Origin of the sequence: Niabella insulisoli, from assembly GCF_039652435.2 — a bacterium.
In the GTDB taxonomy this organism is placed as follows: Bacteria; Bacteroidota; Bacteroidia; order Chitinophagales; family Chitinophagaceae; genus Niabella; species Niabella insulamsoli.
Genome location: NZ_CP190246.1, coordinates 812596 through 838464, shown reverse-complemented (window position 1 = coordinate 838464; position 25869 = coordinate 812596). Strand labels below are relative to the sequence as shown.

Genomic DNA, 25869 nt, shown 5'->3' with positions numbered 1-25869 from the left:
TGTTTGGAAAGTAAATTAAAGACAGAGGTTTTTTTCTGTAGTGCGGCGTCCCGGTATTTTAAGGAGCAACTGGCCGGAACAGCGGCCAACTCCAATGCATTCATTCTAATTGAACACAGTAACCCGTTCCCTGAAAAAATAATTAATGCGCACCTTGATAAAGATTGGCTGAGAAGCGTGCAGCAGTTTGCCAAAACGGTTCGTGGCAAAGTGTTGCTCATCCGAAATAAAAAAACAAATTTTAAAGATTGCAAGATCTCCTTTGTCGATTGTAACGCTTCGAAATATTTCACCTTACAAACCAGCATTGAAGCCATAACATCTATCCGGTTGGAAGAGCACGTACATTCACCCGAAACAAAATGGCAAACGGATCCTTTTTTCCTTATCTGCACCAATGGAAAAAAAGATAAATGCTGCGCTAAGTTTGGCTTTCCGGTGTTTAAATTTTTTGAATCTTTCAACGCAGATGTGAACGTTTGGGAGTGCACGCATGTGGGCGGGGACCGCTTTGCGGCCAATGTGGTAGCCATGCCATTTGGCATCTACTACGGCCACGTGGCGGTGGAAGATGTAGGCCATATCATGGTAAGAACCCTGCTGCGGAAAATCTATAAAAATAAATTTCGAGGATTGAGCCGCCGCTCCTTTTACGAACAGGCCATCGAATGCCATCTCCGGGAATACCTACAGAACTACGATATTGACTTTGAGATACATACGAAGTTGCTGCATCACGAAGGCAATCACTATTCGGTGGACGTAACTACAAGCAATAACGGGCATTATATCGTTGACATAGAACGAATAAAAATTCCTTACCCTCACCTGCTCACCTGCAGTTCTAAAAAGCAGGAAGACCTATCGAAGTTCACACTTTCGCGCATCCAAAAAATAGGAGCTTAAACCTCTCCCGGAGTGCTATTCCACCGCGGAAGTTTCGTTTACAATTGTTCCTCAATCGCTTTGATAATCACTTCAAAATAGTTGACATCATTGAGTTTGCACGCGTGGCCCATCCCTCCCGGACTAAACACGTTTACCTCCATTACCTTATCGCCCACAATATCGAGCCCCACCAAAAACATCCCGTCTTTTACAAGTTTGTGGCTGACTGCATCAACGATCGATAAAGTCTTCTTGGTGATCTTTGCCGGCGAAACCGATCCACCCTGGTGAATATTGCTGCGGATATCTCCCTGCGCCTGTGAGCGGTGAATAGCGGCAATTTTTCCATCGACTTCTATGGGCTTACCTTCTAAAAGAAAAAGGCGCGTGTCGCCCTTACTTGCTTTGGGCAGATATTCCTGCACCACAATATAACCATCGCGGCCAATCGCGTCCACAATCTGATTCAGGTTCTTATTTTGTTCGTTTACCAAAAACACGTTCTTCCCTCCCGATCCCTGCAGCGGCTTTAAAACGATATTCTTTTTATGAGCCGCATAAAAATGCTGAATCTCGCTTACACTTCGGGTAATAATGGTTTGGGGCCTGATACTTTCGGGGAAATATTGAAAGTACATTTTATTGGTCGCCTTCGCCAGCATATCCGGATTATTCAAAACCAAAACACCGTTCTTCTTTGCCAACTGGCCAAACACAATACCCGAATACTGCGCCCAGGGCCTTTCTTCAAGGTCTGCGGAAGGATCGTTTCTCAGCATCAGCACATCGAGATCCTTAGATTCGATTAACTTTTTTTCTACTTTAAAAGTCTCTTCCATAAAAATGTTGGGACTTCTGAATTTTTTTCGCGGCGCCTTCCGCGCATGTGCTCCCATTTGCCCGGAAGCCGTATAGCTAAAGTCTTCCACAGCAATATAAAAAACGTCGTGCTCCATTTGAAGCGCCTGCATAGCCAACCTTGTGGTGGTGAAAAGAGGCTCTTCGGTCTCATAGTCGTTAATAACAAAAGCTATTCTCATTGTACTATTTTTTTGTTGTTAGAAGAATTTTATAAAATTGATTTGAGGTAATGTCTCCGGTTTAGCTGCGTGTTTTTCAGTTTTGAATCATTTTGAAAATATTGCCTTCGCTTTTTATCTTTTCCAATTTAGGTGCAAAATCTGCTGATAAAAACCTGGGCGTAATGGGCGCTTCAAGCAATATGTTCCGGTGGATCAACTCCTGGACAACAGGCAGGTAATCCTCCCTGATTTTTCCGATCAGCAAATGCTTAAGGCTTTTTCCCTTCTTGATATAATTTATGATATTTAAAAATCCTTTTAAGTAAACGGCATCCTTCGTTAAGCCGCCGCCGCGATAGGCCCGCATGCAAATATTAAAGGCGGAATGATGGACAAAATCATAGCGGTCGGTGAGCAAATTAAAAGTTTCAATAAAAGACTTGCCGCTGATCATTTCATGTACTGCTACGACTCTTGCCGCAAGCGTTCTCATACGGCTGGGCGTGAGCCCGTCGTTGAGGTATTCTGCTAAAACCGCAAGGCCTTCCTGCAGCTCTTCATACCCGGGCACGCCGATAGAAAACAATTCCAGCGGCTGCGCTTTCCCGTTGTAATACGTTACCACATGTGTTCCGATTTCATGCTGCAACAGCGGAAGCGCGCGCTTTTTGGACACCCCAAAATTAGAATTAATATTGAGCACGCCCTTTGACACTAACACGCCTTCTATATCGTCGGCGATGCGCACGTTTGTGGAAATGCCTGCATCCTGCGATCGAAGCCACTTCAGTTCCTTTTGCGCCATCAACGCAAATTGCGACGCGTTCAATCTTTTTGCTTCTTTGGCAGGCTCAGGCGCAACCTCTACTGCGATAAGCAAGGCTTTGGCAACATCGAGTAATTGTTCACTAACAGGTCCAAACAATTGCAAACTGCTCAACATAAAATCATGCTTTTCCCTTTCCTGCATCATGTTCAGCATCCGATCTATTTCCTTGCGTTTATCGCGAAAAAGGAAAGCAATCGTTGGATCCGTAATATCTTCAACCGGCAGGTTGTAAATTTTCCTTTTGATCAATTCAGGATCAACAGGCATTGGCCGGTAATGAAAAACAGGATTTTTCGAATAGTTGGCTTTCTTAAAATTTTGCCAGGCTTCGTCGACATTGATAGGCGTCACCAGCATTAGAAAGTCGAATAATTTGCTATACGCAGCCAGCTCCCGGTCTATTTCCCTCGCTTTATCATCGACAATCGTTGTCCCCAGCATTTGAAAATGGGAGGCCACGAACGATGTTTGCAAACGGATAAACTCAAAAAAGCTTTTTCGTAAAGCCTTGCTGTAACTGGCGCGAAGTTCGCGAAGAAACAATGGGAACGGTTTGCCCGTGGCTTCGTTGATATATACCGGCGCTATCTCCAGTCCTATCAGCGTGACGCCATTTTTTTCAAGGTATTCTTTTGATAAGATCGCTTTTTTTTGCGGTGGAAAAACAGGCTCCACCTGCTTTTTTAACAGCGATGTTTTGCCCCACGCGGGAATAGGAATTTTATTTAGTTCAGCATCCAGTTTTCTTGCCGTATTAATAGCACTCTTCTGACTGATATGAATGGTAAAAGGCGACTGATAAGTGCTGCTCGTCAGCCAGGTTTCTACAATAAGGAAACCTTTAAATTTATCAACGAACATTTCACTTACGGTCTCGACAATCTTTTGCAACAGGCCGCTACCATTCTCTTCCATAATTAAATAGGCTGATTCTGTTTTACCCAGTCGATTCGCAAAAAAATCCTTGCCGCCGGCCATTCGGTACACCAACAAAAAGGGCACTGGCTTTTCTATTTTAAGAATACCATTCCCGGGCAGGCTCATGTGTATGGCATCAGATTTCTTTAACTTGTCTTGTAGCCTGCTTAAAATTTTCTCTTCGGCATCTGTCATTTGCATCAGGGGTTTTTAGGTAAAATGTGCTGCTGAATAAAATCAACCGACCCGGCCAGCAACTCTTTCAATTGGAGGATATGTGGAATATGCCCCACGCCCGTCCACTCGTCCATAAATGTCTTTTTAAATTCAATTGAAAATACCGCGCCAAATGACCCATAATTTTCAATCACCCACTGCGCAAAAGCGCCTCCCTTGAAAATAATATTTTCCCGGACGTCGACATGGTGGCCTTGAATTTCCTGTTCAGATAAAAAACGGGTAAAGGCTTCGCAATCCGCGCGCCATTGCTGCTTATTGTAGAAGGTGCCCATATTAATTTCAGGGTGCGTTGCCTCGGGCGCTGCTTTGCCCACACTATCTCTCCGGTGATTATAGGAATGTATATCCAAAACCAAAAAGCGCCCATGCCTGGCTATTGTTTCCTCCAGCAGCTCACCAACTTCCTTATAAAACTGATCATAAGATTGATGGAGATCGGCTACGGCGGTTTCCGGCAACGCTTCCCAAACATTTAAACCCCACGCATCTTCTGGTTTTTGATAGATTGCCTTTTCGCGCGTCCTGTTTAAGTCCAGTTGAAAACGCGACGAACGCACAGTAACAGTAGTCACCGGTAAATCGGAAATCATAAAGGCGGTGTAAGGATCTTCTTCGCGGGAACGCTCCGGCTCGTTTAACAAGAGATGCGGCCGAAGCACATCATCCACTTCATGCCCGTCATGAAGAGCGAAAGCGAGTAGAGGCGTATGCTGGTTGGATATGGTAAAAAAGGGCTGCGGCTTCATAACGTCTTTAAAGACAAAAAGTAAGCCACAAAATAAAAAGCGCGATCGCTGATTATGATGCTGTTCCGCGCAGAAAATGAAACTAAAAAACGGTTTAATTATTTCTTTGAAACCACAGGCAGGCCTGCTGCAGGCCACATTCGCGGCATTTGGGATTTCTCGCCAGACAGGTGTAGCGGCCATGAAGAATTAACCAGTGATGCGCCTTATGAATAAGTGCAGTGTCTATATTTTTAACAAGTTCTTTTTCGACGGCTAACGGCGTGGAAGCTTTCACGCTTACCAGGCCGATCCTTTTGCTGACGCGGAAAACATGCGTATCGACGGCCATATTCGGTTGTTGTTGTACTACCGATGTGATCACGTTGGCGGTTTTCCGGCCTACGCCCGGCAGCGTCACCAACTCATTTACCGTCATCGGTATTTCACCTTCAAATTCGCTAAGCACTTTCTGCGCCATCCCGACGAGATGTTTGCTTTTGTTATTAGGATATGAAATACTTTTTATTAAAGGGAAAACCGTTTCTACGGACGCCCCCGCAAGACTTTCAATGTCCGGATATTTTTCGAAGATAAAGGGCGTCACCATGTTCACGCGCTTATCCGTGCATTGAGCAGATAAGATGACGGCAACCAGCAACTGGTATGGATTATCATATACCAGTTCCGTTTCAGGCTCGGGCATGTGGACCGAAAAATAATCAATTACAAAGCGATAGCGTTCCTTTTTTGTCATGGGGATTTAGAAAAGGACTAAGGTACATGAAAATCAGATTACAAGTTGACAACGAAAAGGCCGGGCCGCTCGTCATGCAACAAAATCCGGAACATGAATACCAAAATTCAATGCTACGCTTTGATCCTTACTTTGGCTTTGATAGGATGCGGCGGCAAAATCCAGCGGGCAAGCCACTTTACGCTGGAATCTATCCAGCCAGGAATGAGCAAAGAAGCTGTAATAGCGGCCGTAGGAAAGCCCTACAAACAGAGTTTCACATACGCAAGCGACAGCGCAACGCTCGAAACCTATTATTACAAGGAAATCATTTGGAAAAAGAACTGGTTTGAAATAAACAACCTGGTTCATTTTAAAAACGGCATTCTTACCTCTTTGGAACAAGGCAATGAAAAACATCTTTACAATAGCAGTACCGTTCAGCCCGATTTATAAAATCCTTATTTGGCGGCGGCTTTAAACAACCAGCAATCTTCCAAAGCCTTTACGGTCACTTCTGCTCCTGCAAAAGCGGCGGCAGTAATATTAGGCTTTTGTAAGAGCACTTTCGTCTTTTGAGAATGCAGGCTTACTTTCCCTTCCATCAACAAAAAAAGTTCGGCAGTTAAAATATTTAACGTTATCGACGCACCTTTCTCCAATTGATAGGAAGTCAGCGCAAAATCTTTTACGGGCGCTTTATAATCTTGTGCCGTTTTATTTTTCGCGGCTTTAATTATTTTCGGATGCGTTGCTTCGCATTGGGTATGTTTTAAAAGCTCAACAGTATCGATATGTTTGGTGGTGAGCCCGCCGCGCAATACATTATCGCTACTCGCCATAATCTCCACATTCTGTCCTTCGAGATAAGCATGCGGCACACCGGCGTCCTGAAAAATAGCCTGTCCTTTTGTGAGGTGTAAAAGATTAAAAAAGTACACTGAAAAAATACCTCGGTCAATAATACCGGGCCGGCTAAATGTCAGCGCCGCGCGCGCCGCCCAGAAATCTTCCTCTTCTCTGCTCAATTCATGGTGCTGGTATTTTGGAATGATGCGCGCCAGCAAAGGTTGTAGCAATTCATTCACTTCTTCCTGCGGCATTTCCATAGCCAGCTTATACAATCCTGCATAGCCCTTCTTTTTAAAAACCGACCGGAATACTTTTAGTTCCTTCACTTTTTCAAGCGTGGCCAAAAGTTCTTCTTCGGGCTTAAAGCCATGCAGCAAATAGAACTCGCCCATCGCCACCATCAATTCAGGCTTATGGTTGGCATCTTTATAGTTTCTATGGGGGGCATCCATTGCAATGCCGGCTTTGTTCTCATTTTCAAAATCAATAGCTGCTTCTTTTTTCGACGGATGCACCTGAATAGAAAGCATATCTTTTACATCCAGCACCTTCAGCAGATAGGGCATATTGCCAAAGGATTTAAAAACCCGGTCGCCCAGCGCCTCCTTCAAATGTTCCGTGATATAATCACGCAGTAAAACCTGCTTTCCCCTGGCAAGCGTCAGTTCGCACTGGGCCTGCGGATGAACGCCTAGCCAATATTCGGCGAAAGGCTTCATATTCGGATTTTCTATTTGCAGCAGCGACGGAAGGTAGGCCGTGCCGCCCCAATCATAATGTTTAATACTGCCGGTCAGGGGTGCTAAGCGTTGCATATTTATTTTTATAGTAAATTCAGTTAAAGATAAACAATGGCTAACCATAATGAACTCGGAAAAACCGGAGAATCGCTGGCTGCTGGTTTTTTGCGCGAAAAAGGCTATCAAATTTTATTCAGCAACTGGCGCTACGCCCACTACGAAATAGACATCATTGCCACCAAAGGTAAAAAAATACATTTCATTGAAGTCAAAACCCGCAGCTCGGCAAAATTCGGATACCCGGAAGAAAGCGTGAACGTCAAAAAGTTTAATTATTTGAAAAATGCGGCCGATCAGTATCTCCATTTAAACCCAGGGTTCCAATGGATCCAATTTGACATTGTCTCCATCACTTTAAAAAAGGACGGAAATCCGGAATATTTTTTTATCGAAGATATTTATCTCTGACCTTTTGGAAGAGCATGCTGCCTCATTGCTAAAAAATTACACAGTAGCCCGGATCACAATTTTTATGTAGGTTTGTTGCTTTCAGCAACCTCATTAATTTTTTAAAAAAACGCACATGAAATTATTAAGCTTAACGTTTGTTATTGCTACACTGGCTTTTGTTGGCTGCCAGGACAGCGGAACTACTGCATCTGCACCTTTTTGCTCCGACACAACCTGTTTAACAGAACCTATAAAAGTAACCTCCGATGCGCCGGGAAATCCTTTTGTAAACATATCTTTTAAAAACTGTGAAATTGATTCGATACATTGGGAAAAAGGCGGCATGGGCGTTATCAAGGATATTATCTTCGCTGAATTTATCGACAAGCCGGTGAAGCCCTCAAAACAGTTTCTTAGCGCCGAAATTATCGACGGCAAGTATGCTTGGGTGAAATTTAACGACTGCGCTACGGGCCGCGGGTATGTCCTCAAATTACCTTTCGATCAGTCGGGCGCAACAAGCAAGTTTACCAGCGCCATCAACAATTTCGATCCAAAATTCGAACTTGAAGATGGATTGGTGGCTTATTATGATAACACTTTCATATATGTGGAAGATATGAAAACCGGCCAGATTGCAAAACAATTATTAACTGACACCGGCGTTACCGATATCAACTATGATGATGTGCACAGCCTGATCGACTCTGTAAACATCACGAAAGCTAATATTTACGCTAAATTAAAAGTGGATAAAAAAGAAGTGGTGCACAACAATCCGCTGACTTTTAAATAACCCATGTGGGCATCTTATAAAAAAGGGTTTAAAGCTTACCTGCAACTCGAGAAATCGCTGTCTGAAAATTCGACGGCGGCCTACCTGCGGGATCTTGATAAGCTAACCCAGTTTATCGAAATAAAAAACCTGCAAAAAAATCCTGCAACAATTACGTTGCAGGATTTGCAGTTTTTTGTGCAATGGATCGGTGAACTGGGCATGACGGCCTCATCTCAGGCCCGCATCATTTCCGGCATCCGGGCTTTTTATAAATACTGCGCTATTGAAGATATCGTCACCGACGATCCCACAGCACTTCTTGAAGCGCCAAAAACCAGGCGCTCCCTTCCTGATGTGCTAAGTTTTACCGAAATCGATCGCATCATCGACCAATTGGATTTGAGCAAACCAGAAGGCACCCGCAACAAAGCAATGCTGGAAACCTTGTATAGCTGCGGGCTCCGCGTCAGCGAGGCGGTCAATCTTCGCATTTCACAGCTTTATCTCGACGTAGGATTTATCAGGGTTTTGGGCAAGGGCGACAAAGAAAGGCTGGTACCCATCGGCAGCGCAGCAATAAAATATATCAACATTTATCGCGAAAATATCCGCACGCACCTCAACATCAAACCCGGCAATGAAGACATTTTGTTTCTGAATAAAAGAGGACAGAAACTAAGCCGCGTGATGATTTTCTTAATCATCAAAGATCTTGTTCGAAAGGCAGGCATTGAAAAAACAGTTTCGCCACACACTTTCAGGCATTCTTTTGCCACACACCTGATCGAAGGCGGCGCCCATCTGCGCGCCGTGCAGGAAATGCTGGGTCACGAAAGCATTACTACAACTGAAATTTACACCCACCTTGATAAGGAATTCCTGAGAAAAACACTCGAACAGTTCCATCCCTCCTTTCAAAAATAATTTCCTATAAGCCCATAGCCGAAAGATTTTTCAACGATTGTCAACGTGGCGGCGCTCCCGCAATAATGCGTATTTTTACGAAAGCTATCATTAAAAGGGCTGTGCTGAGGTAAAAGAATTTTTGGTAAATTTTTTCACTGATCGAAACAAATTCAGCGTGCGCGCGTTTTAGAAAAAATCAAACAAACAATATACACATGAAAAAACTTGTCTTATTATTCGGATTATGCACTGCATTGATGGGCGCCAATGCACAGGTCAAAGTGCCGGCTCCAAGCCCGGCGCAAACCGTTAAGCAAGAGTTTGGCTTGTCCGATATCGAGCTTTCTTACAGCCGCCCGGCGATGAAGGGACGTAAAATATTTGGCGACCTGGTTCCTTTCGATAAGGTTTGGAGAACAGGGGCTAACGGAGCCACGACACTTACTTTTGGGGACGAAGTAATCATTGGCGGAAAAAAGATTCCTGCCGGAAAATACGGGCTACTAAGCATTCCGGGCGCTGACTCCTGGACGCTGATTATCTCTAAACAAACTGATGTGACCAGCCCGGCCGCCTACAAGCAGGACCAGGATGTGGTGAGAGTGAATGCCAAACCGATGAAATTACCTTTCCAACTTGAAAATTTTTCGATTTCGTTTGAAGATGTAACTGCCTCATCTTGCGAACTTGCTATCATCTGGGATAATACGCTGGTTAGCCTGCCCATCAAAACGAATATTGACAGCAAAGTGATGGCCGATATCGAAAAGTCGATGCAATCAGATAAGCCTGCCTATTTTCAGGCCGCTTTCTATTACCTTGAAAATGGCAAAGATCTGGACAAAGCTGCCGATTGGTTTAAAAAAGCCGCGGACGCACAACCGAACGCATTTTGGATCAAATATCAGTATGCGCGCGCCTTAGCTAAACTTGGCAAAAAAAATGAGGCAAAGCAAACCGCGCTTGCATCGAAAGAGCTGGCAGCGAAAGCTCAAAACCAGGACTATGTAACCCTGAACGAAAAGTTGATCAGCAGTCTTTAATTGTGATTGCCTGGCTACTCAAACATTGTTAAACATCCGTACCTGTTAAAAACAAAAATTCATGCAACGACACATTCTATTATACTACTTTATCGCCTGCCTGCTTTTGGGTGCCTCAGTGGCAAGCGCTCAGAAAACCTATCAATTATCCTTTAAACCTCAAAGCGGCAATAAATATGACGTAGTGACAAGTGTGGTTTCAAAAGTGGCCCAAAATGTAATGGGGCAGGACATGAATATTGACCTGAAGTATAACATCGATATGTTGTATGAAATTTCAAACAAGGGCGCTCATAAAAACCTCCGCATGACTTACGAGCGCCTCAATATGGACATGGATGCAATGGGGCAGAAAGTGCGCATGGACAGTGATGACCCGGACACTACGAATGATGCCAGCAAAAGTTTCAGGGCGCTAAAAGGAGAAACGGTTGAAGTTGTTCTTGACGCTAAAGGCAAAGTGATTGAGGTAAACGGACAGGACAAAATTATTGCAAAGGCTGGCGGCGATGCGATACAAAAACAAACCCTGGAAGGCGTATTGGGCGAAGACGCGCTTAAGAATATGCTCAACCAGGCTTTTGGATTTTATCCTGAACATCCGGTAAAAGTTGGCGACAGTTGGACGGATAGTATGACCCTAAAAGTCCCCTACGCTATTCAGGCCGTTAACACTTATACGCTTTCCAAAGTGGAAGGGAACAGGGGCTTTATCAAAAGCGTCAGCAAACTGATTACCGGCGCCGATTCAAAAATAACCAGCTACGGTATCGAGATGAGCCTCGACCTAAACGGTGTGTTTGAAGGCACTTCAGAAATCGACCTGGAGTCGGGGATGTTTATCCATACCGAAGGCAGACAAAACCTAAAAGGCAATATCGAAGTGCAGGGGCAAAAAATTCCGATGGCAACTGCTACCGATATCAGCATTACCGCCACAAAAAAATAGTCGTATCCGGCAACAATAGAAAAAGCAGGTAATTCGTTACCTGCTTTTTGCTTTTTGATAGCCATTAAAGGCTATCGATTATCTTTTTAATTGAAAAGTTTCCAGGAATTTGGTGTTGAAATTACCCGCAATAAAATCTTCGTTTTGCATCAGTTGAAGATGGAAAGGAATCGTCGTTTTCACACCCTCAATCACATACTCGCTCAAAGCGCGGTACATCGTATCGATCGCTTCTTTCCGGGTACGAGCAATGGTGATCAGCTTTCCGATCATCGAATCGTAATAAGGAGAAATGGTGTAGCCCGCATAAACATGGCTGTCCACGCGCACCCCGTGGCCACCCGGCACATGTAGTGTTGTAATTTTCCCCGGCGAAGGGCGAAAATCATTAAAAGGATCTTCTGCATTGATGCGGCATTCGATACTATGCGCCTGAGGGAAATAATCTTTACCGGTAATTTTTTCTCCCATTGCAATTTTGATCTGCTCTTTAATCAAATCAAAATTGATTACTTCTTCTGTCACGCAATGTTCTACCTGGATACGTGTGTTCATCTCCATGAAATAAAAGTTCCGGTGCTTGTCGACCAAAAACTCAATCGTTCCGACGCTTTCGTACCCGATAGCAGCAGCCGCTTTTTTGGCAGCTTCGCCCATCGCAAAACGGAGCTCATCCGTCATAAACGGCGACGGGGATTCTTCAACCAGTTTCTGGTGGCGCCTTTGTATCGAACAATCGCGCTCGCTCATGTGGCAAACATTACCAAACTGATCGCCGGCCACCTGAATTTCAATATGCCTGGGCTCTTCCACAAACTTTTCCATGTAAATGCCATCGTTTTTAAACGAGGCTGCCGCTTCCATTTTAGCGGTATCGTAGGCTTTGTCGATCTCACTTTCTTCCCACACAATCCGCATACCTTTTCCGCCACCGCCTGCAGTAGCTTTTAGTATCACCGGATAACCGATTTCCCTGGCCAGGCCTTTTGCGTGCTCTACGCTTTCGAGCAAGCCTTCCCCGCCGGGAACAACGGGCACGCCAGCTTTGATCATTGTTTCCTTAGCCGTAATCTTGTCGCCCATCTTATTGATCATGTCAGCGGTCGGCCCGATAAATTTCACACCGCTATCATTACAAATACTGGCAAATTTTGAATTTTCTGCCAAAAAACCATATCCGGGATGTACCGCATCGGCATTTGTGATTTCAATAGCAGCCATGATATTGGGAATGTTCAGGTAAGATTCAGAACTGGCGGGCCGTCCGATACATACAGCTTCGTCTGCGAACTTCACATGCAGGCTTTCGCTGTCGGCAGTAGAATAAACGGCTACAGTTTTGATGCCCATTTCTCTACAGGTCCGGATAACACGTAATGCAATTTCTCCTCTGTTGGCTATTAATATTTTTTTAAACATCGATCTCTTTTAAAAGCGCGGCGATCCGGCTTGTTTGAAAATTCAATAACTTAAAAATGAAAAACCAATTCAAAAAAGAACAAACAGGCGCCTGTCAGTAATTTTCAAATTGGCTTATAATACAAATAATATTACGCGGTTTCTACCTCGAACAAAGGCTGATCGAACTCAACAGGCGATGCATCTTCTACCAAAACCTTCACGATCTTTCCGCTTATTTCGCTTTCAATTTCATTGAATAGTTTCATGGCCTCAATAACACACAGCACTTTGCCTGGAGTAATAATGTCCCCGTCTTCGACAAAGTTTGATTTATCGGGCGAAGGGCGACGGTAGAAAGTACCGATCATCGGGCTTTTAATAATGGTGTTGGAGTTGGTAGCTGCTGGTGCGGCTTTTGGTTTCTCTGCCGCAGGCGCCGGTTGGTTTTGCGGCGCTGTAATTTGCGCAGGGCCTACCGGAACAGGCATTCCCTGAACAGGAAACGAAGGAGCAGCAACCACCTGTGTTACGGCTTCTTCTTTTTGTTTGATCGATAGTTTGAAATCTTTTTGCTCAATGCTCAGTTCTCCGATATTTGATTTGTTGATCATCTTGATCAACTCCTGAATTTGTCTGAAGTCCATATTTTTCAATTTGACAGCTTTTGGGTTAATTGTTTATTTCGCTAACAGCTCGAAAAGAATAACTAAGGTAAGTAAATAGATAAGATTTTACCCCGATTTTTTGCGCCCTGTTCAGATCGCTTCAAAAGACTTGCCATCTTCAACGAGAACGCATTACGAAGTAAAAAAAATTAGTCTTTTACGCGCTCTACGTATTCGCCTGTTTTAGTATTGACCCTGATCAGCTCTCCTTCGTTTACAAATAAAGGCACATTTACAGTGGCGCCTGTTTCAACTGTGGCGGGCTTCAATGTGCGGGTAGCGGTATCGCCCTTCAAACCCGGCTCTGTGTAGGTAACCTGCATAACGATCTTATCCGGAAGCTCCACGCTCACGGGCAATTCAGTTTCCGTGTTCATCGCGATAGCAACTTCCTGCCCTTCTTTTAAAAACTGGGGGGCGTCGATAAGGCTTTCTGCAATGCTGATTTGTTCGAAGGTGGTATTATCCATGAAATTATACCCGGTTTCATCCTGATATAAATATTGGAATTCCCGCTTTTCAACTCTCACCGGGTGAATGGTGTCGCCAGAGTTCCAGGTTTTTTCAATCGTTCTGCTGTTGTCCACCCCTTTCAGCTTCGCCCAAACCTTCGCAGCTGCACGAGCTGTTTTGTTTTCGCCAAACTCAACTACCGAGTAAAGGCTGCCATCCAGCTTTAAAATCATGCCGCGGCTGATGTCTGAAGTATTTGCCATGTTCTAAAAAATTTAGGGCGCAAATATAGGATTTTTAAGGCCCATACCGTGATGAATCGCATAACCTGCAAAAGTTTTCCAAAAAAAGTCGCTCAAAAATATATTATGATTTATAATATATAATATAATTCAACGCAATAATGAATTTTTAACCAAATAATGTTATTTTTACAATTATTAAATATAAAGTTTATATAAAAATATTTACTCAAAGAACAGAAATTATCAATATTAAAAATATTTCAAATATAAACAACCCTGCCTGACTTATGAATTAGCTCTTAACCATTTTTTTAACATTAAAAAAAATTAAATGAAAGGAAAACTTCTTCTTTTTACAACCAAAGCTCTTTTAATTTCCGGCACCCTCTTAGCCCAAACTGAAACTGAAGAACCGAAAGGTGAACTGCAGATCAACGGATCGGTGGACGCTTATTATCGTTTTAACTTTCAAAATGCAAAGTCGGTTGGGGCGACAAACAATTTTACCAGCTTTACAAATTCTCAAAACTCCATCGAACTGGGCATGGCTTCGCTAAAAGCAAGCTATACCAAAGGAAAAGCCGGCGTGGTCGTAGACCTCGGCTTTGGTACAAGAGCTAAAGAATTTTCATATGCTGAAGAACCGCTTGTAAATGCGGACGGTGAAACCATTTCAGGCTCTTCATTGCTACAGGCGATCAAACAGGCTTATGTGGTGTACACGCCCACAGATAATATCCGCATTTCGGCTGGTAAATGGGGAACACACCTGGGTTATGAAGTTTTAGACCCACAACTCAATCGCAACTACAGCATGAGTTATATGTTTTCCTACGGGCCTTTTTCACATACGGGCTTAAAAATAGATTATAATATAGGAGAAGGTTTTGGTGTGATGGCCGGAATTGCCAACCCCACAGATATACTTTCTGCCTCTTTTGCCAAAAAGAATGTGATCGCACAGTTCAGCAAAACTTCAGAAAGCGTGAACGCCTTTTTAAACTATGTGGGCGGCAAAGACCTGGGCGGCAGCAATCATAACCAGATCGGCCTTACGGCCACTGCTTCAATCAGCGACGCCTTTTCTCTGGGGTATGACGGCACGGTGAAGATTGTGGACCAGTTTGAAGATATTTCGAAAAAATGGTGGGGCTCGGCGCTTTACCTGAATGTGGATCCTTCCGAAAAATTTGGGATCACGTTGCGCGGCGAATATTTTGACGACAGCGATCAGGGCGGACTGATCTTCGGGACATCGATTACGCAGGCCACGCTTTCTTTGAATATTAAACCCGTTAGCGGACTGGCTTTTATTCCTGAGTTTAGGTTGGACAGCGCAAAGGATCCGATTTTTTATAAAAATGATGGCAGCGCCACAAAGAGCACGGGCAGTTTTCTGCTGGCCGCTGTATATTCTTTCTAATTTCTGTTCATATACTGCTTATATCAAAAAGAAACCCCTGCTTTCAGGGGTTTTCTTATATCCAAATCTTTCGGAACAATCCTTCTCAACCGAATCTCACCAAGGATTCTACGAGTTGGGTGTGGACTCGGCGTTTTAAAAGGATTCTATACGCCGAGTCCCTTTCAGGAGACTCGGCTGGAAAGGAAAACTACACATCAATCGAACAATTGATCCCCTCGCCATCGAATTTAATTTTCTCCTTCCCAGCAGAATCTCAACAGTGATCTCCAGAGTTGACTGTGGACGCGGCGCTTTAAATGGATTCTATACGCCGAGTCCTTTTCAGAAGACCTGGCTGGGAAGGAAAACTACACATCAATCGAACAATTGATCCACTCACCGTCGAAATGAGCTTTGTATTTTTTGTAGAAATTAATGGCGGGTTCATTCCAGTCGAGCACCTGCCAGCAAATTCTTTTTAGTCCTTTTTGCCGCGCTTCAGCCACCAATTGATCGAATAACATTTGCCCGATGCCTTTGCCGCGCATAGACTGTGTGACCAGGATATCTTCCAGATACATGGCCTGGCCTTTCCAGGTGGAAAAACGGATATAGTATAATGCAAACCCTACGATGATATTATCGGACTCGGCTACGCATCCCCACCAAACGGGGCTGTCGCCAAAGCCGCTTTCGGCGAAATGTTCCAAAGAAATAGTTACTTCCTGTGGCGCGCGCTCATATTGGGCAAGCTCGCGAACCAGTTCTAAAATACGTGGACAGTCTGCTGCCACCGCCTTTCTGATATTTATATCCATACTTAAAAAAAACACGCCGGCGTATAAAACCGGCGTTTATATTATGTTGAGGTCTTTTTTGCAGCTCAAGTGTGCGACGCCTGCCTACCGGACAGGCAGACAATTTTGCTGAGTAGTGTTCAATTGCTTGTAAACAAAACCTAATACGCCCATTCCAAAAGCGTGGCGCCCCAGGTAAAACCGCCGCCAAAAGCAGCCAGCACCAGTTTATCTCCCTTCTTCAACTTCGACTCCCACTCCCACAAACAAAGCGGAATCGTGGCGGCAGTTGTATTGCCATATTTCTGAATATTGATCATCACCTTTTCGCGTGGTAGTCCAATGCGGTTGGCGGTAGCATCAATAATGCGCAAGTTAGCCTGATGGGGCACCAGCCAGGTGATGTCGTCCCCGGTCAAATTATTTCTTTCCAACAACTCGGCGCTTACATCGGCCATTCCTTTAACAGCGAACTTAAAAACAGTCTGCCCTTCCTGATAAGCATAATGCTCCCTTCTGGCAACCGTTTCAGCCGTTGCGGGATAAGCGCTTCCACCGGCTTTCAATCGAAGATATTGCGCTCCGCTGCCGTCGCTTTTCAGGATGCTGTCTTTGATCCCAGTTCCATCTTCCCGGGGTTCTAACAAAGCAGCGCCCGCGCCGTCTCCGAAAATAATACAGGTAGCCCTGTCGGTATAATCTACAATGGCGCTCATTTTATCGGCGCCCACCACAATCACCTTTTTATATCGGCCGCTTTCAATGAAAGCCGCTCCCTGCGTCAACGCATATAAAAAACCGGAACAAGCCGCAGAAATATCAAAGCCAAAAGCGTTTTTCGCGCCTACTTTGTCGGCCACGATATTGGCGGTGGCAGGAAAAACCATATCGGGGGTCACTGTTGCAACAATGATACAATCGATCTCGGCAGCATCCATCCCTTTTTTCTCAAGAAGCGCTTTTACTGCCGGCACAATCATCTCGCTTACACCCTTTCCTTCTCCTTTTAAAATCCTGCGTTCTTCAATCCCCGTGCGGGTTCTGATCCATTCGTCATTCGTTTCTACCATTTTTTCAAGATCAAAATTGGTAAGTTTATCTTCAGGCACGAAGCCACTGATTCCAGTGATGGCCGCTGTAATTTTATTACTCATTGATTTTTAAAAGGTTTGATCTCAGTTGCTGATTTTTAGAGATGCCAAAGGTAAAGGAATTATAATTTGTGTTTTGTGTTTTATTGTTTGAAATTCGCAAAATGATCACTTATTTAAAGGGCAGTTTTGCCAGCATCACGCCGTCGCATGTTGTTATTGATGTTCAGGGCGTTGGATATGAAGTCAACATCAGCCTGAACACTTTTTCAAAAATTCAGGATAAAAAAGAAGGGCTGTTATTTACGCATTTACTGATAAGGGAAGACGCCCATTTATTGTTTGGTTTTGCGGACGTAAAAGAGCGGGAAATCTTTTTAATGCTGCTTAGTGTTTCGGGAATTGGAGCAAATACCGCGCGGCTTATCCTTTCTTATCTCAAACCCAATGAAATTGCAGCTGCTATTTTAAACGGGGATGCCAAAACGCTGGAACAAATTAAAGGGATCGGAAAAAAGACGGCCGAAAGAGCCGTGTTGGAATTAAAGGATAAGGTTGCAAAACAAACGCCAGACGCCGAGATAAGCGCCATTGCAGCGCCGAGCACGGCCTCAACCGTGAAGCAAGACGCCCTGGAAGCGCTGATTGCATTAGGCATCAACCGCCAGCAGGCCGATCTGCATATATCCAAATCATTGAAGGGCAACCCGGCGCTTGAGCTGGAAGAACTGATCAAAACTGTCTTAAAATCTTTGTAAATACTGATTACCGCCGCTTAAAATCGCCCCGCTTCCAGGCATTGATAAACTCAGCCCAGGCAGCCGGACTGAAAATATTCATAGGCGGGATCTGACCCTGGTATCTGGCTTTTTGAAACACGTTGTTTAATTGGCGATTGGTCATTTCGCGGCCATCATGAGGTAGTTTCGCCATATAGGCACGCCGCGCTTCCGGTGTATTGGCCTTTCGCAATATTTCAAGTTCATCTTCGGCCACTGGTGTATTGATAAAATCCCGGGCAAACTGTTCGGGCGTGGGTCGCGGGCGAATGATAGCAACGGGCAAATAAGCGGTATCCTGCACCAGTGTTTTGACAATGCTGTACTGTGTGCCTTTCAAACTGTCGGGAACTTTTACTGACCCGGGCAAATAGCTCACATGCGAAAATTCAATCACGTCGCCCTTTAAAACGGCGATTGAAAATACGCCGTCATTATTGGTAATGGTACCGCGATGGGTGCCTCGCACGGTCACACTAACGGAAGGGATCGCTTCGAGGCTGTCGGCTGTCATAATCACACCAAAAAGCTGAACAACTGAATCGCGGGCTTTTTCAAACTGCGCATGGGCCGCAATGCCGCTTATGCATGAGATCAATAAAAACAATACAATTTTCTTCACTGCGTCAAAATTAAGTACATGTATTTTAATAAAGACAACAATTTGGTTACAGAGGTGTTTAACTTTGGCATTTATATTTGAATTTAACATAAGCTTTAATAATGACAAACGAAAAAGTACTGCAAGCGCTACGTACGGTGCATTTTGCTAATAATGAAAAAGATATCGTGACTGCCGGAGTAGTGCAGGATTTGGTTATTGAAAAATATTATATCTCTTTTAGCCTGATCATTGATTCGGAAGATTCGGACCTGCGCTTAAAGCTGAAAAGTGAAGCCATTAAAGCTATTAAAGAACGTGTTAATAAAGATGCCATCATAAAAATTGCCTTTCAGCAAAAACCGGTAGCGCCAACTTCTTATGAAGAAGAACAGCAGGGCCCGCTTGCCGGTGTAAAAAACGTAATCGCTGTAATCAGCGGCAAAGGTGGTGTAGGAAAAAGCACGGTTGCTGCCAACCTGGCTTTGGCGCTGGCGCAGGGCGGTGCAAAAGTGGGGTTGATGGACGCAGATATTTACGGCCCAAGCGTGCCGATTATGTTTGGTGTCAGGGGCGAACGGCCGATGATGAAGGATGTAAATGGGAAAGGCGTGATCGTTCCGCTGGAACGGTTTGGTATCAAATTGCTGAGCATCGGTTTGCTGGTAGATGAAAGTAAAGCGGTCGTGTGGCGCGGCCCGATGGCCAGCAGCGCTATCCGCCAGTTTGTGACGGACGTGGATTGGGGCGACCTGGATTACCTGATTGTGGACATGCCTCCCGGAACAGGCGACATTCATCTTACGCTGCTGCAAATGATTAAAGTTGCGGGCGTGGTGATTGTGAGCACTCCGCAGGACGTGGCGCTGGCAGATGCTAAAAAAGGTATTGCCATGTTTGGCCAGGCGCAGCTTAATGCCAGGATTATCGGGCTTGTTGAAAATATGAGTTATTTCACACCAGCCGAATTGCCCGACAATAAATACTACATTTTTGGAAAAGAAGGGGCGAAAAAACTGGCTTCAGAATATGATCTTCCTTTTTTGGGTGAAATACCGCTGGTACAAAATATCAGGGAAGGCGGCGACATCGGCGTTCCGGCTATGATGAGCGATGATGAAGTGAGCAAAAAGGCGTTTATGGAGTTGGCGAAAAAAGTCAAAGATCAATCTAAATAAACGACGCTCAATTTTCTGGAATTACTTTCTTTTTACCAGAAAACTTAGTCCCGCAGTTCGGCTTTCATGGTCGTACCCCGGCCGGATGTTTAAAGATAGATCCGGAGACACATCGAATCCGCCCAAATGGGCATCCACCGTGGCATCTACAACATTCAAAGCCCAGGCCATTAAAAAGTAAAGCGCTGAATAGGTCATGTCCGTTCGAGAATCATCCCGCACATGACGCAAGGTTTCCAAACCATCTGCTTTGTAATACGACTTAACGAGGCGATGCAAGGCAAAATATTGTGATGAATCTCTTACAGTATTTCCTGCCTGCCCAAGGGCGGAAACAACGCTTACCCCCTTTTGAAACCTTTTGTACCATACGAGATTACTTGCAAACAAACCACCGGTCGCTCCCAGCGCGGCATAAACGATCGGCACCTTCCATATTTTTTTATTATAGACTTGCCCCCACCCCGGTAAAATTGCCGACTTGATCGCAGCTTTTCGGGGTATTTTTTCCTCCACTGTAATTTAGGTTTTCCTCTGGCTTTTTGAAAAGCCGGTGTTAGCATCATTCTGAGCGTCACAAAAATTTGTTGCTAATATAAGGACAGCAAAGGCGCAGCGTATTGGTTTTCCGATTTTCATATGCTGCAAAGAAAACAGAACCTTTATTTAGTATTTGTTAAATGAAACGTTGCGGTGCTTATTTTAACAAATAGATTTCCAACGCTCACCTTCGCAGATTATCCAAACAAAAAATGCTGCAAATATGGCAGCACTTTAATTATTTCTTTATTTCACCTCGTTACAAACCCAGCACTTCTTTCATAGTATAAATACCTTTTTTATCCTTTAAGAATTCGGCTGCTACAACGGCGCCCAGCGCAAAGCCCTGGCGGTTATGAGCCGAATGCGTAATGGTGATATCATCGATCGCCGAAGCGTAGCGCACGGTATGAGTGCCCGGATCCGGATCGATCCGCTTGCTCACAATGAGCAGCTCATTTTCCTGTGGCTCCAAACCCGCGGCAGAAGCGTCGTTTACCCATCTCGTCTTTTCATTATAACTTTCCATTACGCCTTCAGCAATGGTAATGGCCGTTCCGCTGGGCGCATCTCTTTTTTGAGTGTGATGAATTTCTTCCACACTGACATTATACTCGCTATGGGGATGCATCAGCTGCGCCAGTTTCTTATTCAGTTCAAAAAACAAATTCACACCCACGCTAAAATTGCTGGCATAAATAAATGCGCCGGCTTGTTGACTACAAAGCTCCCTCACGGCCTCCATCTTATCGAGCCAGCCTGTAGAGCCGCTAATAACCGGCACGCCAAACTCCAACAATTTTACAATATTGTCGTAAGCCGTATGCGGGCCTGTAAACTCGATCGCCACATCCGCTTTGGATAAATGCGCGCTGGTAAAATCAGCCAGGTTGGTCTCGTCTATTTTTAATACAATTTCGTGCCCGCGCTCTAAAGCAATTTGCTCAATCGCTTTGCCCATCTTTCCATAACCAATTAAAGCTATATTCATTTTAGCGTCAATTATTTTTGATCAATACAAGTTCTTATTTTATTTGGAGCACGAAGCTCACGCCCGCCGTGCCCGCCAGCTGGCTATAACCCGGCTGCATTTTAAATGAGAGGTCCGGCGAAACATCAAAACTGCTCAGATGCGCATCTACCGTGGCTTCTACCACGTTCAACGCCCATGCAATAACGAAATAAATCGCAGCATAGTCCAGGTTTTTTCTAAAATAATCCCTGTTCGTGCGCAGGTATTCTGGCTGCACGCCCTGGGAACCTTCAAAAAACACACGTTTTAAATCGTCGTTGACTTTATTGTAGCTGTCGCTGCCGATTTCATCCTTACCCTGTGTAATATTATAGGCAACTGTGTAAGCATATTTAGTTCGTTTGTACCAGGTCAGGTTATTGATAAAAATACCGCCCGTAACACCCAGTGCTGCGTAAATAATAGGTACTTTCCAGATTTTACGGTTGTAGATCTGGCCCCAGCCGGGTATGATCGCTGATCGTAGCGCCGCTACCCTTGGTATGCGCGCGTTGGGATCGCGAAGCTTGCTGCTGTCGGTTTCTTCAAAAGCCGGGTTGCTGATGGTCGGTTTAACGGTAGTATCCTGCGTCGCCAATATCTGTTTTGCCAAAGCCGTGTCCACTTCCTGAGCCTGTGCCTCATTGGCATACATCAGCCATCCGAAAAAAGCAGCAAAAAAAAGTTTTGTAAAAAAGCGCATGTTTTGCAAATAAACTACAGATTATTCTATCAACACGTTAAAGTTTAATCGACCGACACGTTAAAGTTTTGCAAGAGCTTGTTGAGTTCTTCTACCGAGTAATAGTCGAAAGTAATCTGGCCATGGCCTTTGGAACTGTGTTTTAATTTCACACGCGTATCGAACTGGGTTGCCAGCTTATCTTCAATCCGCTGGAAGGGCGATGACAAGCTGCTTTTCACCGGTTTTTTAGCGCCGTTCTGTTTATAAAGGTTGCGCACCAGCGCTTCAGTCTGCCTTACCGAAAGGCCTTTTTCTTTGATTTCTTTAAAGATGAACAATTGCTTATCAACCGTGTCAACATTGATCAGCGCACGCGCATGCCCCATTGAAATAACGTTGCTTCTAACGGCCAATTGAATATCGGGCGGTAGTTTCAGGAGCCTGATAAAGTTCGCTACCGTACTCCGGTCTTTCCCCATGCGCTCAGCCACCTGGTCCTGCGTGTAATCGAGTTCATCCATCATGCGCTTATAGCTAAGCGCCACTTCCACTGCGTTCAGATCCTCTCTTTGCAAATTTTCCAGCAAAGCCAGTTCGAGCAGGTCTGCGTCGTTCGCCTGGCGGATATAAGCCGGAACCTCTTTCAACCCGGCGATACGGGACGCTCTCAGGCGGCGTTCCCCCGCTATCAGCCTGTATTTGCCGTTTGCCATTTTAGAAACGGTAAGCGGCTGAATGATGTCATGTATTTTTATAGATTGCGCCAGTTCCTGCAAGGCCTGCTCGTCAAAATCGGTACGCGGCTGCTTAGGGTTGGTTTCTATCTCATCAAGTGAAATTTTAGAAATATTGGTAGCGGCTTCCACCACGGTTTTCTTCAATTCGCCCGTGCCGCTTTTCAGTTCTGCATCAATGCTTCCCAAGAGTGAACGAATCCCTTTTCCCAACGCATCCTTACTTGATTTTTGTGTAGCCATTTTGTTCTTTGATAATTAATTTCTTATTTCCGGAAATTATTCCATTATTTTTTCTTCGTTGGAAATTTTGGTCATATTATTTTTCTGAAGGATCTCTTTCGCGAGATTTAAATAGTTCATCGCGCCTTTACTATTGCCATCATATAACACAACAGGCTTTCCAAAACTCGGCGCCTCGCTCAATTTTGAATTGCGATGGACAATGGTGTCAAAAACTAACTCGTCGAAATGCCGGCGCACTTCGCTCACCACCTGGTTACACAAGCGCAAGCGGGCGTCATACATCGTCATCAAAATACCTTCGATTTTCAGATCCATATTGAGCCGGCTTTGCACGATCTTTATGGTATTCAACAATTTCCCCAGTCCTTCCAGTGCAAAAAACTCGCATTGCACCGGCACGACCACTGACTGAGCGGCTGTTAAAGCATTCACCGTGATAAGACCCAGCGACGGAGAACAATCGATGATAATAAAATCATATTGATCCTGCACCGGGGCCAAAATTTCTGTCAACACTGTTTCACGGTTGGGATAATTGATCATCTCAATTTCCGCACCCACCAGGTCAATATGCGAGGGAATCAGGTCGAGGTTGGGAATATCGCTTTTCAATATGACCTTTTCCGCCGGCGTTTGGTTAGCCATACAATCGTATAAACTCTGCGTTATATTCTGCAAATCAAAGCCCACGCCTGTAGTGCTATTGGCCTGCGGATCGGCGTCCACGAGCAATGTTCTATATTCCAGAACGGCAAAACTTGCAGCCAGATTAATGGCAGTTGTAGTTTTACCTACGCCTCCTTTTTGATTCGCTACACCTATAATTTTTGCCATATTTCAAAACCACGACTTAGGATTTATTGGATTCGCTTATTGATAAATCATGGTGAAACGCAAATGTAAAGTTTTTACAGCATGAATGGTAATAGTTGCCGGTTTATCGTGGCCCCGCCATCAGCCAGGATTCACCATTTCTTCCTTAGCTTTGGTTTTTTAAAATAAAACACAATGAGAAACGGACCGTTTTGGTGGATTTTGATCGCCATTATGATATTGATCGACCTGTATGTTTTCTTCTCGGTGAGAACACTTTTCGTTACCGGCTCGAAAAGCCGGACTATTTACACTATTGTTTACTGGGCTTTTTCTGCCGCCGCGCTGATCTTCTTGCTGTTACTGCCCTATTTGCAATTCAGCGATCAGAATAAATTTATTCGCAGCGTGGCATTTGTTTTCATTTTCGCGTTTTTTATGGGAAAGCTGATTGCCGCCCTTTTCTTTTTTGTCGATGATATCCGCCGGGCGGTTCAGTGGGTAGCAGGAAAAATCTTTTCTGCTAACAACGAAATCAGCGAAATAGCCGGCGAAACCGGCGACCGCATTTCCCGGTCATCCTTTTTAACCTGGCTGGGGATTGTATCTGGCGCAAGCCTTTTTTCTTCGTTTATTTATGGACTGAGTAACAAATATAACTACCAGGTGAGAAATGTAAGCCTCCCATTCGCCAATCTTCCCGATTCGTTCAAAGGCCTGAAAATTGTTCATATCTCCGATATACATACCGGCAGTTTTACGAATCTGAAAGCCGTAAATAAAGGCATTGATCTGATTTTAGAACAACAACCCGATGTCATTCTTTTCACAGGCGACCTGGTGAATAACAAAAGTGAAGAAGTAGGTGACTATCAAAAGATATTCAGCAGGCTGAAAGCGCCGATGGGTGTTTTTTCCACGCTGGGCAATCACGATTACGGGGATTATGCGGCCTGGCCGGATGAAGCTGCCAAAGCGCAAAACCTGGAACAATTGAAAAAAATACACGCAGAAATGGGATGGCGACTGATGCTGGACGAACATTTACCCCTTCAAAAAGGCATTGACACCATCGGGTTGCTGGGCGTTCAAAACATCAGCGGCCGCGGCAATTTTCACAGCTATGGCAGTATGACCAAAGCGATGGAAGGCGCTTCGAATTATCCTTTTAAAATTTTAATGAGCCACGACCCCTCGCATTGGAGTTCGGAAGTGAATTCAAAATACAAAGATGTCGACCTCACGCTCAGCGGGCATACCCACGGTATGCAATTCGGTGTTGAAATTCCCGGCTTTCGCTGGAGCCCGGTTCAATATGTTTATAAACATTGGGCCGGCTTGTATGAGCAAGATCATCAGAAGCTTTATGTAAACAGGGGATTTGGTTTTATCGGCTACCCCGGCCGGGTTGGAATTTTACCTGAAATAACCGTAATCGAACTGACCAAAGCATAAAGTAAAAACCTACATTTGTCATAAAACCCTTAACCCTTTTAACCTTAAACAATGAACAAAAAACTTCTTCTGATGCTGGCTATATCAGCCCTTTCGGCGTTTTCAGTGCGCGCTCAATTTCATATCGGTGTAAAAGCCGGCGTCAACGCCGCAAAAATCGACGGCAAATCCTTCAAAGAAGAATTCAATTATAGCTATCTCGCCGGCGGTTTTGCCGAAATTGGCCTGGGCGATAAATGGAGCATCAACCCCGAGGTATTATTTTCCCAAACCACCGCAACAACCGATACTTCTTTTACCAATACGCTGGATGTTTTAAGCAGCGATCAGCGAAAAGTAAAACTCAATTATTTATCAATTCCCATACTGCTCAACCTTCGTTTAATCGGACCGCTACACATCGAAGCCGGCCCCCGTTTTGGTATTATTATGAACAAAGACAAAAAATTGCTGGAAAACGGACAGGACGCTTTTAAGAAAGGTGATTTTTCAATGGTGGGTGGCGCCGGACTCAATATTAGCATGTTTCGCTTCTCGGCGCGGTATGTTATTGGCCTGAGTAATATCAGCGAAATTCCGGACCAGGATAAGTGGAAGAATGAAGCGCTGCAATTCAGTGTGGGCATCGCCTTTTAGTGAGCGCCGGATGATCCCCGCAATTTGATTTCGCTTTCTATGCCGCAAGGATGGCAT

General features: G+C 44.6%; 28 protein-coding genes. 12 read left to right on the top strand and 16 right to left on the bottom strand.

Annotated features, from left to right (window positions below; genetic code table 11):
• Positions 1 to 3 precede the first annotated feature (3 nt).
• Positions 4 to 906, top strand: coding sequence for a sucrase ferredoxin (locus tag ABDK00_RS03635; RefSeq protein ID WP_346238149.1), 903 nt, complete (start codon positions 4 to 6; stop codon positions 904 to 906).
• Positions 907 to 944: 38 nt separating this feature from the next.
• Here the strand turns inward: ABDK00_RS03635 and ABDK00_RS03630 are convergent, their stop codons facing one another.
• From ABDK00_RS03630 to nth, 4 genes are all read right to left on the bottom strand, one after another.
• Complete coding sequence (locus ABDK00_RS03630) at positions 945 to 1928, bottom strand: hypothetical protein (RefSeq protein ID WP_346238148.1); 984 nt, start codon at positions 1926 to 1928, stop codon at positions 945 to 947.
• Between the two features lie 76 nt (positions 1929 to 2004).
• Positions 2005 to 3858, bottom strand: coding sequence for a flavohemoglobin expression-modulating QEGLA motif protein (locus ABDK00_RS03625; RefSeq protein WP_346238147.1), 1854 nt, complete (start codon positions 3856 to 3858; stop codon positions 2005 to 2007).
• Positions 3858 to 4643: an N-formylglutamate amidohydrolase gene (locus tag ABDK00_RS03620; RefSeq protein ID WP_346238146.1), complete on the bottom strand. Its 786-nt coding sequence runs from the start codon at positions 4641 to 4643 to the stop codon at positions 3858 to 3860. Before ABDK00_RS03620 ends, ABDK00_RS03625 begins: the two co-directional genes overlap by 1 nt.
• A gap of 94 nt (positions 4644 to 4737) precedes the next feature.
• Positions 4738 to 5379, bottom strand: coding sequence for an endonuclease III (gene nth / locus ABDK00_RS03615; protein ID WP_346238145.1), 642 nt, complete (start codon positions 5377 to 5379; stop codon positions 4738 to 4740).
• A 93-nt stretch (positions 5380 to 5472) separates the two neighbouring features.
• Here nth and ABDK00_RS03610 point away from each other — a divergent pair, with 93 nt between their 5' ends.
• A complete protein-coding gene (locus ABDK00_RS03610; RefSeq protein WP_346238144.1) occupies positions 5473 to 5814 on the top strand; it encodes a hypothetical protein in 342 nt (113 codons plus the stop codon).
• A gap of 5 nt (positions 5815 to 5819) precedes the next feature.
• Here ABDK00_RS03610 and manA read toward each other — a convergent pair whose 3' ends face one another.
• Complete coding sequence (gene manA / locus ABDK00_RS03605) at positions 5820 to 7025, bottom strand: mannose-6-phosphate isomerase, class I (protein WP_346238143.1); 1206 nt, start codon at positions 7023 to 7025, stop codon at positions 5820 to 5822.
• 36 nt (positions 7026 to 7061) lie between these two features.
• On the opposite strand from manA, the gene ABDK00_RS03600 reads away from it, so the two are divergent.
• From ABDK00_RS03600 to ABDK00_RS03580, 5 genes are all read left to right on the top strand, one after another.
• Positions 7062 to 7418 (top strand): YraN family protein, encoded by a 357-nt coding sequence (locus ABDK00_RS03600; protein WP_346238142.1) that lies wholly within the window; start codon positions 7062 to 7064, stop codon positions 7416 to 7418.
• Positions 7419 to 7533: 115 nt separating this feature from the next.
• Entirely contained in the window at positions 7534 to 8196 is a 663-nt protein-coding gene (locus ABDK00_RS03595) for a hypothetical protein (protein ID WP_346238141.1), read from the top strand.
• A 3-nt stretch (positions 8197 to 8199) separates the two neighbouring features.
• Positions 8200 to 9102, top strand: a complete 903-nt coding sequence (gene xerD / locus ABDK00_RS03590; RefSeq protein WP_346238140.1) for a site-specific tyrosine recombinase XerD — start codon at positions 8200 to 8202, stop codon at positions 9100 to 9102.
• Positions 9103 to 9299: 197 nt separating this feature from the next.
• On the top strand, positions 9300 to 10127 hold the full coding sequence (locus ABDK00_RS03585; RefSeq protein ID WP_346238139.1) for a DUF2911 domain-containing protein: 828 nt from the start codon (positions 9300 to 9302) through the stop codon (positions 10125 to 10127).
• 61 nt (positions 10128 to 10188) lie between these two features.
• Positions 10189 to 11076, top strand: a complete 888-nt coding sequence (locus tag ABDK00_RS03580) for a DUF6263 family protein (protein ID WP_346238138.1) — start codon at positions 10189 to 10191, stop codon at positions 11074 to 11076.
• Between the two features lie 78 nt (positions 11077 to 11154).
• Here the strand turns inward: ABDK00_RS03580 and accC are convergent, their stop codons facing one another.
• From accC to efp, 3 genes are all read right to left on the bottom strand, one after another.
• Positions 11155 to 12495 (bottom strand): acetyl-CoA carboxylase biotin carboxylase subunit, encoded by a 1341-nt coding sequence (gene accC / locus ABDK00_RS03575; protein ID WP_346238137.1) that lies wholly within the window; start codon positions 12493 to 12495, stop codon positions 11155 to 11157.
• A 131-nt stretch (positions 12496 to 12626) separates the two neighbouring features.
• Positions 12627 to 13121 carry an acetyl-CoA carboxylase biotin carboxyl carrier protein gene (accB, locus tag ABDK00_RS03570; protein WP_346238136.1) on the bottom strand — a complete coding sequence of 165 codons (495 nt, stop codon included), beginning with the start codon at positions 13119 to 13121 and terminating at the stop codon, positions 12627 to 12629.
• 170 nt (positions 13122 to 13291) lie between these two features.
• A complete protein-coding gene (gene efp / locus ABDK00_RS03565; protein ID WP_346238135.1) occupies positions 13292 to 13858 on the bottom strand; it encodes an elongation factor P in 567 nt (188 codons plus the stop codon).
• A gap of 313 nt (positions 13859 to 14171) precedes the next feature.
• Between efp and ABDK00_RS03560 the strand changes: the two genes are divergently transcribed.
• On the top strand, positions 14172 to 15263 hold the full coding sequence (locus ABDK00_RS03560; protein WP_346238134.1) for a porin: 1092 nt from the start codon (positions 14172 to 14174) through the stop codon (positions 15261 to 15263).
• Positions 15264 to 15613: 350 nt separating this feature from the next.
• Here the strand turns inward: ABDK00_RS03560 and ABDK00_RS03555 are convergent, their stop codons facing one another.
• On the bottom strand, positions 15614 to 16063 hold the full coding sequence (locus tag ABDK00_RS03555; protein ID WP_346238133.1) for a GNAT family N-acetyltransferase: 450 nt from the start codon (positions 16061 to 16063) through the stop codon (positions 15614 to 15616).
• Between the two features lie 140 nt (positions 16064 to 16203).
• Positions 16204 to 17196: a beta-ketoacyl-ACP synthase III gene (locus ABDK00_RS03550; RefSeq protein ID WP_346238132.1), complete on the bottom strand. Its 993-nt coding sequence runs from the start codon at positions 17194 to 17196 to the stop codon at positions 16204 to 16206.
• A gap of 101 nt (positions 17197 to 17297) precedes the next feature.
• Here ABDK00_RS03550 and ruvA point away from each other — a divergent pair, with 101 nt between their 5' ends.
• Entirely contained in the window at positions 17298 to 17891 is a 594-nt protein-coding gene (gene ruvA / locus ABDK00_RS03545; protein WP_346238131.1) for a Holliday junction branch migration protein RuvA, read from the top strand.
• A 7-nt stretch (positions 17892 to 17898) separates the two neighbouring features.
• Here the strand turns inward: ruvA and ABDK00_RS03540 are convergent, their stop codons facing one another.
• On the bottom strand, positions 17899 to 18534 hold the full coding sequence (locus ABDK00_RS03540) for a carboxypeptidase-like regulatory domain-containing protein (protein ID WP_346238130.1): 636 nt from the start codon (positions 18532 to 18534) through the stop codon (positions 17899 to 17901).
• A 101-nt stretch (positions 18535 to 18635) separates the two neighbouring features.
• Between ABDK00_RS03540 and ABDK00_RS03535 the strand changes: the two genes are divergently transcribed.
• Positions 18636 to 19691: an Mrp/NBP35 family ATP-binding protein gene (locus ABDK00_RS03535; RefSeq protein ID WP_346238129.1), complete on the top strand. Its 1056-nt coding sequence runs from the start codon at positions 18636 to 18638 to the stop codon at positions 19689 to 19691.
• Positions 19692 to 19712: 21 nt separating this feature from the next.
• Here the strand turns inward: ABDK00_RS03535 and ABDK00_RS03530 are convergent, their stop codons facing one another.
• The 5 genes from ABDK00_RS03530 to ABDK00_RS03510 form a co-directional block, all read right to left on the bottom strand.
• Entirely contained in the window at positions 19713 to 20207 is a 495-nt protein-coding gene (locus ABDK00_RS03530; RefSeq protein WP_346238128.1) for a DUF5683 domain-containing protein, read from the bottom strand.
• A 283-nt stretch (positions 20208 to 20490) separates the two neighbouring features.
• Positions 20491 to 21222 carry a 4-hydroxy-tetrahydrodipicolinate reductase gene (gene dapB, locus ABDK00_RS03525; protein ID WP_346238127.1) on the bottom strand — a complete coding sequence of 244 codons (732 nt, stop codon included), beginning with the start codon at positions 21220 to 21222 and terminating at the stop codon, positions 20491 to 20493.
• Between the two features lie 34 nt (positions 21223 to 21256).
• Positions 21257 to 21946: a DUF5683 domain-containing protein gene (locus tag ABDK00_RS03520; RefSeq protein ID WP_346238126.1), complete on the bottom strand. Its 690-nt coding sequence runs from the start codon at positions 21944 to 21946 to the stop codon at positions 21257 to 21259.
• Between the two features lie 44 nt (positions 21947 to 21990).
• Entirely contained in the window at positions 21991 to 22905 is a 915-nt protein-coding gene (locus tag ABDK00_RS03515; RefSeq protein ID WP_346238125.1) for a ParB/RepB/Spo0J family partition protein, read from the bottom strand.
• A 36-nt stretch (positions 22906 to 22941) separates the two neighbouring features.
• The gene (locus ABDK00_RS03510; protein WP_346238124.1) at positions 22942 to 23742 is read right to left on the bottom strand and encodes an AAA family ATPase; all 801 of its coding nucleotides are present in this window, start codon (positions 23740 to 23742) and stop codon (positions 22942 to 22944) included.
• A gap of 174 nt (positions 23743 to 23916) precedes the next feature.
• Between ABDK00_RS03510 and ABDK00_RS03505 the strand changes: the two genes are divergently transcribed.
• Positions 23917 to 25176, top strand: coding sequence for a metallophosphoesterase (locus ABDK00_RS03505; RefSeq protein ID WP_346238123.1), 1260 nt, complete (start codon positions 23917 to 23919; stop codon positions 25174 to 25176).
• 51 nt (positions 25177 to 25227) lie between these two features.
• Complete coding sequence (locus ABDK00_RS03500; protein WP_346238122.1) at positions 25228 to 25812, top strand: porin family protein; 585 nt, start codon at positions 25228 to 25230, stop codon at positions 25810 to 25812.
• Positions 25813 to 25869: the final 57 nt, after the last annotated feature.

Coding starts and splice junctions, on each gene's coding strand:
- nth (WP_346238145.1), bottom strand. CDS start 5,379: ATGACAAAAAAGGAACGCTATCGCTTTGTAATTGATTATTTTTCGGTC.
- manA (WP_346238143.1), bottom strand. CDS start 7,025: ATGCAACGCTTAGCACCCCTGACCGGCAGTATTAAACATTATGATTGG.
- ABDK00_RS03515 (WP_346238125.1), bottom strand. CDS start 22,905: ATGGCTACACAAAAATCAAGTAAGGATGCGTTGGGAAAAGGGATTCGT.
- ABDK00_RS03580 (WP_346238138.1), top strand. CDS start 10,189: ATGCAACGACACATTCTATTATACTACTTTATCGCCTGCCTGCTTTTG.
- ABDK00_RS03625 (WP_346238147.1), bottom strand. CDS start 3,858: ATGCAAATGACAGATGCCGAAGAGAAAATTTTAAGCAGGCTACAAGAC.
- ruvA (WP_346238131.1), top strand. CDS start 17,298: ATGATCACTTATTTAAAGGGCAGTTTTGCCAGCATCACGCCGTCGCAT.
- ABDK00_RS03620 (WP_346238146.1), bottom strand. CDS start 4,643: ATGAAGCCGCAGCCCTTTTTTACCATATCCAACCAGCATACGCCTCTA.
- ABDK00_RS03610 (WP_346238144.1), top strand. CDS start 5,473: ATGAATACCAAAATTCAATGCTACGCTTTGATCCTTACTTTGGCTTTG.
- ABDK00_RS03510 (WP_346238124.1), bottom strand. CDS start 23,742: ATGGCAAAAATTATAGGTGTAGCGAATCAAAAAGGAGGCGTAGGTAAA.
- ABDK00_RS03585 (WP_346238139.1), top strand. CDS start 9,300: ATGAAAAAACTTGTCTTATTATTCGGATTATGCACTGCATTGATGGGC.
- ABDK00_RS03595 (WP_346238141.1), top strand. CDS start 7,534: ATGAAATTATTAAGCTTAACGTTTGTTATTGCTACACTGGCTTTTGTT.
- ABDK00_RS03500 (WP_346238122.1), top strand. CDS start 25,228: ATGAACAAAAAACTTCTTCTGATGCTGGCTATATCAGCCCTTTCGGCG.
- xerD (WP_346238140.1), top strand. CDS start 8,200: ATGTGGGCATCTTATAAAAAAGGGTTTAAAGCTTACCTGCAACTCGAG.
- ABDK00_RS03560 (WP_346238134.1), top strand. CDS start 14,172: ATGAAAGGAAAACTTCTTCTTTTTACAACCAAAGCTCTTTTAATTTCC.
- efp (WP_346238135.1), bottom strand. CDS start 13,858: ATGGCAAATACTTCAGACATCAGCCGCGGCATGATTTTAAAGCTGGAT.
- ABDK00_RS03550 (WP_346238132.1), bottom strand. CDS start 17,196: ATGAGTAATAAAATTACAGCGGCCATCACTGGAATCAGTGGCTTCGTG.
- ABDK00_RS03535 (WP_346238129.1), top strand. CDS start 18,636: ATGACAAACGAAAAAGTACTGCAAGCGCTACGTACGGTGCATTTTGCT.
- ABDK00_RS03505 (WP_346238123.1), top strand. CDS start 23,917: ATGAGAAACGGACCGTTTTGGTGGATTTTGATCGCCATTATGATATTG.
- accC (WP_346238137.1), bottom strand. CDS start 12,495: ATGTTTAAAAAAATATTAATAGCCAACAGAGGAGAAATTGCATTACGT.
- dapB (WP_346238127.1), bottom strand. CDS start 21,222: ATGAATATAGCTTTAATTGGTTATGGAAAGATGGGCAAAGCGATTGAG.
- ABDK00_RS03520 (WP_346238126.1), bottom strand. CDS start 21,946: ATGCGCTTTTTTACAAAACTTTTTTTTGCTGCTTTTTTCGGATGGCTG.
- accB (WP_346238136.1), bottom strand. CDS start 13,121: ATGGACTTCAGACAAATTCAGGAGTTGATCAAGATGATCAACAAATCA.
- ABDK00_RS03555 (WP_346238133.1), bottom strand. CDS start 16,063: ATGGATATAAATATCAGAAAGGCGGTGGCAGCAGACTGTCCACGTATT.
- ABDK00_RS03630 (WP_346238148.1), bottom strand. CDS start 1,928: ATGAGAATAGCTTTTGTTATTAACGACTATGAGACCGAAGAGCCTCTT.
- ABDK00_RS03600 (WP_346238142.1), top strand. CDS start 7,062: ATGGCTAACCATAATGAACTCGGAAAAACCGGAGAATCGCTGGCTGCT.